Origin of the sequence: Streptomyces capillispiralis (assembly GCF_007829875.1) — a bacterium.
GTDB lineage: Bacteria > Actinomycetota > Actinomycetes > Streptomycetales > Streptomycetaceae > Streptomyces > Streptomyces capillispiralis.
The window spans coordinates 46,566-54,272 of sequence record NZ_VIWV01000002.1; the positions used below are offsets into that span (position 1 = coordinate 46,566).

General features: G+C 73.2%; 5 protein-coding genes. 3 read left to right on the top strand and 2 right to left on the bottom strand.

Going from position 1 to position 7,707, the window contains the following annotated elements:
* Positions 1-171: 171 nt before the first annotated feature.
* The 3 genes from FHX78_RS35645 to FHX78_RS35655 all read left to right on the top strand — a co-directional run bounded on the left by FHX78_RS35645 (position 172) and on the right by FHX78_RS35655 (position 5,922).
* Positions 172-1,659 (top strand): Cys-Gln thioester bond-forming surface protein, encoded by a 1,488-nt coding sequence (locus FHX78_RS35645; RefSeq protein WP_145872332.1) that lies wholly within the window; start codon positions 172-174, stop codon positions 1,657-1,659.
* A gap of 875 nt (positions 1,660-2,534) precedes the next feature.
* Entirely contained in the window at positions 2,535-4,502 is a 1,968-nt protein-coding gene (locus tag FHX78_RS35650) for an ATP-binding protein (RefSeq protein WP_229924195.1), read from the top strand.
* Between the two features lie 64 nt (positions 4,503-4,566).
* Entirely contained in the window at positions 4,567-5,922 is a 1,356-nt protein-coding gene (locus FHX78_RS35655; RefSeq protein ID WP_145872333.1) for a ricin-type beta-trefoil lectin domain protein, read from the top strand.
* Between the two features lie 54 nt (positions 5,923-5,976).
* On the opposite strand, the gene FHX78_RS35660 is transcribed toward FHX78_RS35655, so the two are convergent.
* Together FHX78_RS35660 and FHX78_RS35665 are read right to left on the bottom strand one after the other, a co-directional pair.
* Positions 5,977-6,885, bottom strand: a complete 909-nt coding sequence (locus FHX78_RS35660) for a type VII secretion system-associated protein (protein ID WP_145872334.1) — start codon at positions 6,883-6,885, stop codon at positions 5,977-5,979.
* Between the two features lie 46 nt (positions 6,886-6,931).
* Positions 6,932-7,693: a type VII secretion system-associated protein gene (locus FHX78_RS35665; RefSeq protein WP_145872335.1), complete on the bottom strand. Its 762-nt coding sequence runs from the start codon at positions 7,691-7,693 to the stop codon at positions 6,932-6,934.
* Positions 7,694-7,707: the final 14 nt, after the last annotated feature.

The following is a 7,707-nucleotide window of genomic DNA, read 5'->3' on the forward strand; positions in this document are numbered from 1 at the left end:
CAGTCCGGTCACCAGTGGTAACGATTCCGATGCGGAATGGCGGTGCGATGCCGGGACCGGACGTCCGGAACCATTCACTCCATAGGATTCCGCTGTGCTCATGGGGCACTTGAGACTGCTGGCACGGCTCTCCCACCACGTATCCCGTGTGAGCGCACCCCGCGCGCGTCCATGGAGAGAGCCCAGCCGGAGGGGAATTCTGTGTTTGCACTTTTCTCTGCGTCCGCCGCGACCGGGCGACGCACCACCGGCCGACGCACCACCGGCCGACGGATAGCCGCGGCGGCCGCCACGGCCGGACTGCTGGCCCTCGGCTCCCTCGCCGGTACGGGTAACGCCGTCGCCGACGAGAACGACGTTCACCACCAGGGCGGAGCGGTTGCCACCCTCGACGGGCTGAAGACGTTCGACAAGGCCCGCCTGGACGTCGGCGGCGGCACGACCAAGACCATCGCCGCCGGCCTGTTCGAGATGAGCGTCGAGGGCAGCGGCCTGCTGCAGACGTACTGCATCGACATCCACAACCCGACCCAGGACAAGGCGACGTACCTGGAGACCCCCTGGGCCCAGACCTCGCTCGGTGCCAACGAGAACGCCGGGAAGATCCTCTGGATCCTCCAGAACTCGTACCCGCAGGTCGCCGACCTGGCATCGCTCGCCCAGAAGTCGGGTTCCGGGCAGCTGACGCCCGAAACCGCCGCGGCCGGCACCCAGGTCGCCATCTGGCGCTTCTCCGACGGGGCGAAGGTCGAGGCCGAGAACGCACAGGCCGAGACGCTCGCCGACTGGCTCGAGGCCCAGGCCCAGAACCTCCAGGAGCCGAAGACCTCCCTGACGCTGGAGCCCAACGCGGTCTCCGGGAAGTCCGGCAGCAGGCTCGGCCCGGTGACCGTGCGCACCGACGCCGGCCAGGTCTCCGTCGCCGCTTCCGAGGATGCCGCGGCGGCCGGCGTCAAGGTGACCGGCAAGGACGGCCAGGCCGTCACGTCGGCCGCCGACGGCACCGAGCTGTACTTCGACGTACCCGAGGGTGCGGCCGACGGTTCGGCCTCGCTGACGGTCCGGGCGACCACCAAGGTTCCGGTCGGCCGTGCGTTCGCGAGCGCCAGCAAGAGCCAGACGCAGATCCTCGCGGGGTCCAGCGACTCCACGGTCACGGCCGACGCGACCGCCAACTGGGCCACCAAGGGCGCCATCCCGTCGGTCACGGCGGAGAAGAACTGCGCCAAGGGCGGCATCGACGTCACGGCGGGCAACGAGGGCGACAGCCCGTTCACCTTCGAGCTCGCGGGTGCCGAGCACACGGTCGGTGCCGGCGAGACCAAGACCGTGACGGTCCCGGTCGGCGAGGACGAGGCGTACGACTTCACCGTCACCGGCCCGAACGGCTTCTCCGAGCGTTTCCAGGGCGTCCTGGACTGCAAGACCCAGGGCACCCCGGCACCGGAGAACCCCGGTGGCGGCGAGGAGACCCCGTCCTCCAACCCCAGCCCGGCCGGCGGCTCCTCTGAGGACACCACCGGCGGCAAGGGTGACCTCGCGGAGACCGGCAGCTCCAGCGCGACGCCGGTGATCGCGGGCATCGCGGTGGTCCTGGTGGTCGCGGGCGGCGCGGCCATGCTCGTCCTGCGCAAGAAGAAGGCGGCCGGCGGTCAGTGACCGGCCGCTGACACGGCGGACGGGCCCGGCACGCGGTGCGTGCCGGGCCCGTCCGTTTTCCGGATGACGCGGTGGACCGCGGGCTCCGTGCGGATCGTGCCCGCGAGCGGTTACGGCTTCTCGCGGTTGTGGAGGGCGCTCACAGGAGAAATGGGTCCAGGACGCGTCTTGGACGGGCCGGCCGGCCGGGCTGAACAGCCGGGAAGGGCAGCTCTTCCAACGTTGGACATGCGGTGTGCAGCGGAATGACAGCACGCCGCCCGAAGACTGCCCAGACCTCGCGCACAGCGGACCGGCGTTCCGCGGGGCCGACGGGGGAACACGCCGCGGACACGGAGCCGTCCACGGTGCCCGGCGTCCTTCCGAGCGGCCAGGACCCGGGACCGCTCTGTACCGGGCCCTGGCCTGCTCGACCTCTGCCCCCTGGGACAAAGGCTGGTGAGGGCCGGTGAGTGACCGTCAGCCGGGGGGGGGCAACCGGGCGGCCACCACCATCGCGCCGCCCGGAAACACGGCGGCGTGGGCCCACACCCGCACAACGCCGTGCACCGCGAAGCGGTTCACCCTCGGCCAGAGGAAGATGCGGCGCGCTGCGAGGCCACCGCCGCGTGACAGTCGGCCACGGATCACACGCCGAGCAAGCAACGGACAAGGAAACCCGTTCAACGGGCGTTCACACGGCAAGGAAAGACAATTCGTCGGGTGATGTGCCACTGAATACCGCATATGTCCGCTCGCCGCGGTCGAGTCCCGGGCTTGCCAGGGTCGGTGACGGCTCTTATATTGGCACTGCCAATTAAGAGCGTCACAGTTACCGTGTTGCGGGTTGCCGGGACGTGTCCCGCGCGATGCAGGTGGAAGGCGAACGGACGCAAGTGAACGCACGTTACGGGCAGGACACGTGCTACAGCGTGCTCGGCCCCCTTGAGGTACGACGGGACGGGGAACTGCTCGACCTGGGGCCCCGGCAGCGCAGGGTGCTGCTCATCCGGCTCCTGATCGAGAACGGCAGGCCCGTCTCCCTGACGGAGCTGGCCAAGTCCTTGTGGCAGGGTGACCGGCCGATGGCGGCGGTGTCCTCCATCCGCGCCCACGTCAGCCGGCTGCGCGCGGTCCTGGAGCCGGTCCGCAGGGTGAGACCGACGGTTCTCGTCAGCGGTCCCGCGGGGTACTCCCTGCACGTGCCGCAGGAGGCCCGGGACACCAGCGCGTTCGACACGTCGGTGAGCAGGGCGCGGGAAGCCCTCGGGCAGGGGCGACTCGTTCAGGCGCGCCAGGAGATAGAGACGGCGCTCGCGCTGTGGCGCGGTACCGCTCTCGGGGAAGCCGCCGACCACGCCTTCGCGCAGCGGGAAAGGGCCCGGCTCGACTCGGCCCACCAGGACGCGAGGGAAATGCGGACCACGGTCCTGATCCATCAGGGCGACAAGGAGCGGGCGGTCCAGGCGGCCGAGGAACTCGTGGCCACGGCTCCCCTCAGGGAGGCCTCGTGGTCCCTTCTCATGCGCGCCCTCTACACGGCCGGACGGCCCGTGGACTCGCTCCGTCAATACGAACACTTCCGGACCATCCTGGCCCGGGAACTGGGCCTCGACCCCTCTCCCGGCCTGCGGGACCTGCACACCGCCGTCCTGCGGCACGACACCACCGTCCTCGGCACCCCCCAGCTGGCCAGCACCGTCACCGCACCGTCCCGTGCGCACCCGCCCGCCCCGATGCCCCTGGTGGGTCGGGTTCAGGAACTAGCCGAGCTGCGTGGTCTGCTGGAGAGCGCCGCAACGAACCGCACCCGGTGGGCCGTCGTGTCCGGCGAGGAGGGAACCGGCAAGTCCAGGCTCCTGGACGAGATCGCCGCGCAGGCGTCCCAATCCGGGCTCGCCGTGGTCAGGGCCGACCACGCCCAGGAACCGGCCGACGGCGGCGCGGCCCTCAGATCCCCGGTCGTACGGCTGCTGGACACCCTGTGCACACACGGTCCGGACGCCGCGGTCGAGGACATCGCCGGCGGGCAACCGCCGTCCGCTCCCGGCAGGGAGACCGGACGGACACCGGTGCTGTGCGTGGTCGACGACCTCGACCGGGCGACTCCCGGCGTCCACGACATGCTGCGCCGATTCGCCCCCGCACTGCGGGACGCTCCCCTCGCCGTCGTCTGTGCCGTGGGCGACACACAGCACCCCTCGGTCAGCACCCTGCTCGCGGAGCTGGCCCGCCTGGACACGACGTGGCTGCACCTCGGCCCCCTGGACAACGAGGATGTGGCCGAGCTGCTCTCGGCACGCGGGGAGGACGCCGGCCTGGACCTGACGGCGGCGCTGCACCAGCGCAGCGCGGGCAACCCCTTCGTGCTGAACGAGCTGCTGAAGCTGCCGCCCTGGCAGCGGACGGGGCCGTCGGCGACGGTGCCGGCGGCGGTGCGCAGCATCGTCCAGGCCCGGTTGTCCCCGCTACCCGCGCCGGCCAGGACGATGCTCGCGCACGCCGCCGCCGACGGCGGACGGCTCGACGTGGAACTCGCCGCGGACATACAGGCCGTGGAGCGTGAAGAGCTGCTGCCGCTGATCGACGCCGCGGTGACAGCCCGGCTGCTCGTCTGGCACGCCGATCAGGACTCGGCGGCGGACGGGCACTACCGGGTGCCCGAACTCGTCGGCGACGTACTGCTCGGCGCGCTGGCCCCGTCCTCCCGGCAGTTGCTGCACACCGCGGTCGCCCGTGCGCTCACCGGCCGGCCGGACAGCGACCCGGCGCGCCTCGCGGACCATCTGAAGGCGGCCGGTCCGATGGCGCCGCTCACGGTCCCGCGTCCCACCCGCCGTTCGAAACCAGACCACGGTCGCTGAACGACCGTATCCGCAGCACGTGCCACCGCCCCGAAGGACGCTTCCGGGGCCAGAGGGGAACCACATGTCCGACCAGCAGCAGAGCCCGGGCGGGGCATCCGCCCCGGGGGAAGGCGCCGCCCGCTCCCCCGGTGCCGGGTCCGTGGCGGCCCGGCCCACCGGCGGCGGGAACACCCGAGCCGGTGGCGCGGGTCCGGCTCCGGGGCCGGCTTCGACCCCGGCGCCGGGGGAGGAAGGCGGGGCCGGGAGCGGACGCGCCCGTCCCGGCGACACGTCCACGCCCTCCCCCCGCGCGGAGGGCGGCGGCACCGCGTCCGCTGACGCGGAGGCCCGGTCCCGTCCGCGGACGCAGGGGGGCGGGACCTCCGGCACCCGGGCGGACACCGCCGCAGGCGACACCGCGGTCACGGTCACCGCGCGTCCGGAGGCGACCCGGACGGGCACCCGGGAATCCTCCGCGGCCAGGGAGGCGACCGCGGCGGGCAGCGCCCCCGACGGACGGGCCGAGGGAGCCACGGCGACCGCGGCGTCGGGCTCCGGCGGCGCCCCGGCCGGTCCCGACGAGGGCGACCCCGGCCGGCCCAGGAAACCCATGCTGGCCGGTGCCGCCATGGCGGGCGCGCTTCTCATCGCCGTGCCCCTGCTGATGATGGCGACCGGCGGCGACGAGGACGACGAGAAGAAGGTCAGCACCAGCAGCGTCGCCGACACCGTCATCGACGGCGGGGACTCCCCGGCGGGTGCCTTCGTGGCCGAGTCACCGTCCCCGGTGAAGAAGAAGGAGCGGAAGAAGGAGGAGAAGGAGAAGCCGCAGGGGAAGCCGGCCGCGTCCGAGGAGCGCTCCGCGGCGCATCCGCCCTCCACTCCCCCGGCTCCCGGCGCGGCGGGCGCGAAGGACAGCAAGGGCAGCAAGGGCACGGCCGGGAAGGCGCCGTCGCAGCTGCCGGCCGTCCTGACGCGGGTGCTGATCAGGAACAGCACGAACGGCACGTGCGTGGACATCCCCGGTTTCTCCAGCGGTGCCGCCGACGGCCCGGTCATCCACGCCGACTGCAACGGCGCGCCGGACGACAACCAGCTGTGGAACCTGGAGAGGCGGTACGCCGACGCCGGACCGGGGGGTGTGCCCCTGTTCCAGATCCGCAACGTGATGGACAGCATGTGCCTGGACCTGCCCGGCCACGAGGGTGCCGGCAGCGAGACGAAGGTCACGGAGTTCCCGTGCGACGGCACCCAGGGCGACAACCAGCTGTGGTGGCTGGACAAGCAGTCCGACGGGAAATTCTGGATACGCAACGCCGCCAGCAACAACATGTGCCTGGACTCCTACGCTCCCGACGACGAGCGGCGTGACCTGGTGATCACGCCGTGCGCCCCGGAGAACCAGGACAACCACGAGTGGGCGGTCGCCCGTCCCTGATCTCCTGGTTCCGTCCGCGGGGTCCGGCCGGTCCGGCCGGGCCCCGCGGTGTTCTCACCTCGTGTCGGGCGTACCCGTTCCCGGGCCGGCCGCCGGTCCCACGGCGGCATCCCGGCCCAGCGACTCCTCCAGGCGCCGCAGGTCGTCGAGCCCGGCGGGGCGCAGGCCCGGCGCGGACGGGACCCACTCCTCGTCGCTCTCCCCGGCGGCCCGCTCCACCACGGCCGCGGCCGCCCGCAGCGCGTCCTCCGTGACGAGCTGGGCCACCGGGGCGGAGGAGCTGAGGAACAGCACCTCGCTGCCGTCGGGCAGCCGGTCCAGGAGGTCGGTCACCGGCATCACCTCGTGCGGCGGCAGCTCGTCCTGCGCCAGCCGCGGTGAGGGGGAGAAGACCGCCACGGCGGGCGTTCCGTCGGGTGCCTCGGACAGGGCCGGCTCGCCGGCGCCGTCGACGCACACGGCCACCTCGGTGTCCGCGAGGGCGAGGGCGAGCAGTTCCTCCCGGTCGTAGCCCGTGGCCACGATACGGGCCGCGGCGTCGGCCTGACTGACGGGCGGTTCCCAGCCGTAGGCGTCAGGGGAGGGCCGGTAGTCGGGATTCACCTCCCACTCCACGATCTCGCCCCGCAGATCACTGCGCCAGCGGCCGAGAACGGCCCAGGCGGGCGGGATCTCGCCGTCGGCGCCGCTCCAGTGCCGGTCTATCACCGACAGCCAGTGGTCGGGGGCCAGCCGGGCGGCGGCCACGAAGTCCTCGGGCGGCTCCCGGAAGCCCTCCTCGCCCTTCAGGACGGAGGTGGGACCGCCCTGCGCGGCGGCGCCGGCCTCCGGCGCGGTGCCGGGCCGGTCCGCGGGCGCGGTGCCCGCGCCCGACTCCGTGGGAACGGGGCCGGGGCCCGACTCCGTGGGAACGGGCCGGACGGCGGTGGGCTCGTCGCCCGGTGATGCGGTGGGGCTGGTCATGTGGGCAACTCCTGCTGCGCGTACGGAATCTCTGACACGTCAGGGCTCACTCGGCCGCCTGCGCGGCCGCGGCCCCGGCGGGCCCCTCGGCGGAGCCGTCGTCGGCCGGCGCCGGGCGTGCGGGCCGGGCCGGCACGTCGCCGCCCGTCGTGGCCGGTCGTACGGGAACGGGCGGCGGATCCTGCGGGACGGCCGCCTCCTCCCGCTCCGCGGGTGCCTCCTGGACGGCGGTGCGCAGTGCGTCGGTGTTCACCGTCATGCCGACCGGACCCGAGGGGTTGAGGTAGAGCACATGGTCGTCCGGCATGCGCTCCAGCAGGTGCGGTACGGGCATGAGCGCATAGCCGTAACGGCCGCCGAGGTGCAGATGGGTGGGCGAGGTGAAGACGGGGACGACGGCCTCCCCGTCGGGCGAGGTGGCGGAGAGCGGACCGCCCCCGGGGGCCAGCAGCACGGCCACCTCCGCCGTGGCCAGCGCCCGTGGGACCGCGTCTCCGGGCCCGTAGCCGGTGGCCGCCAGCTGGACCGCCTCGTCCACCGGGTCCGTCGGTGCCGGCCACCCCAGGGCCTGGGGCGAGGGCCGGTACTCCTCGTTCGGACGCCATTCCTCGATCTCGCCGTCCAGTCCGGACCGCCACTGGCCGACCACCGCCCAGTTCGGCGGCTCGCCCTCACCGGTCCACGCCGGATCGACCATGCCCAGCCAGTGGTCGGGGGCCCGGCGCGCGGCCTCCTGGATCTCGTCGGGGACGGGGGGACCGGCGTCCTGCGGTGCCTCGGCTTCGTCGGTGACGGTGTCGTCGCTCATGTTTCCTCGGGAAG

Coding starts and splice junctions, on each gene's coding strand:
- FHX78_RS35655 (WP_145872333.1), top strand. CDS start 4,567: ATGTCCGACCAGCAGCAGAGCCCGGGCGGGGCATCCGCCCCGGGGGAA.
- FHX78_RS35665 (WP_145872335.1), bottom strand. CDS start 7,693: ATGAGCGACGACACCGTCACCGACGAAGCCGAGGCACCGCAGGACGCC.
- FHX78_RS35660 (WP_145872334.1), bottom strand. CDS start 6,885: ATGACCAGCCCCACCGCATCACCGGGCGACGAGCCCACCGCCGTCCGG.
- FHX78_RS35645 (WP_145872332.1), top strand. CDS start 172: ATGGAGAGAGCCCAGCCGGAGGGGAATTCTGTGTTTGCACTTTTCTCT.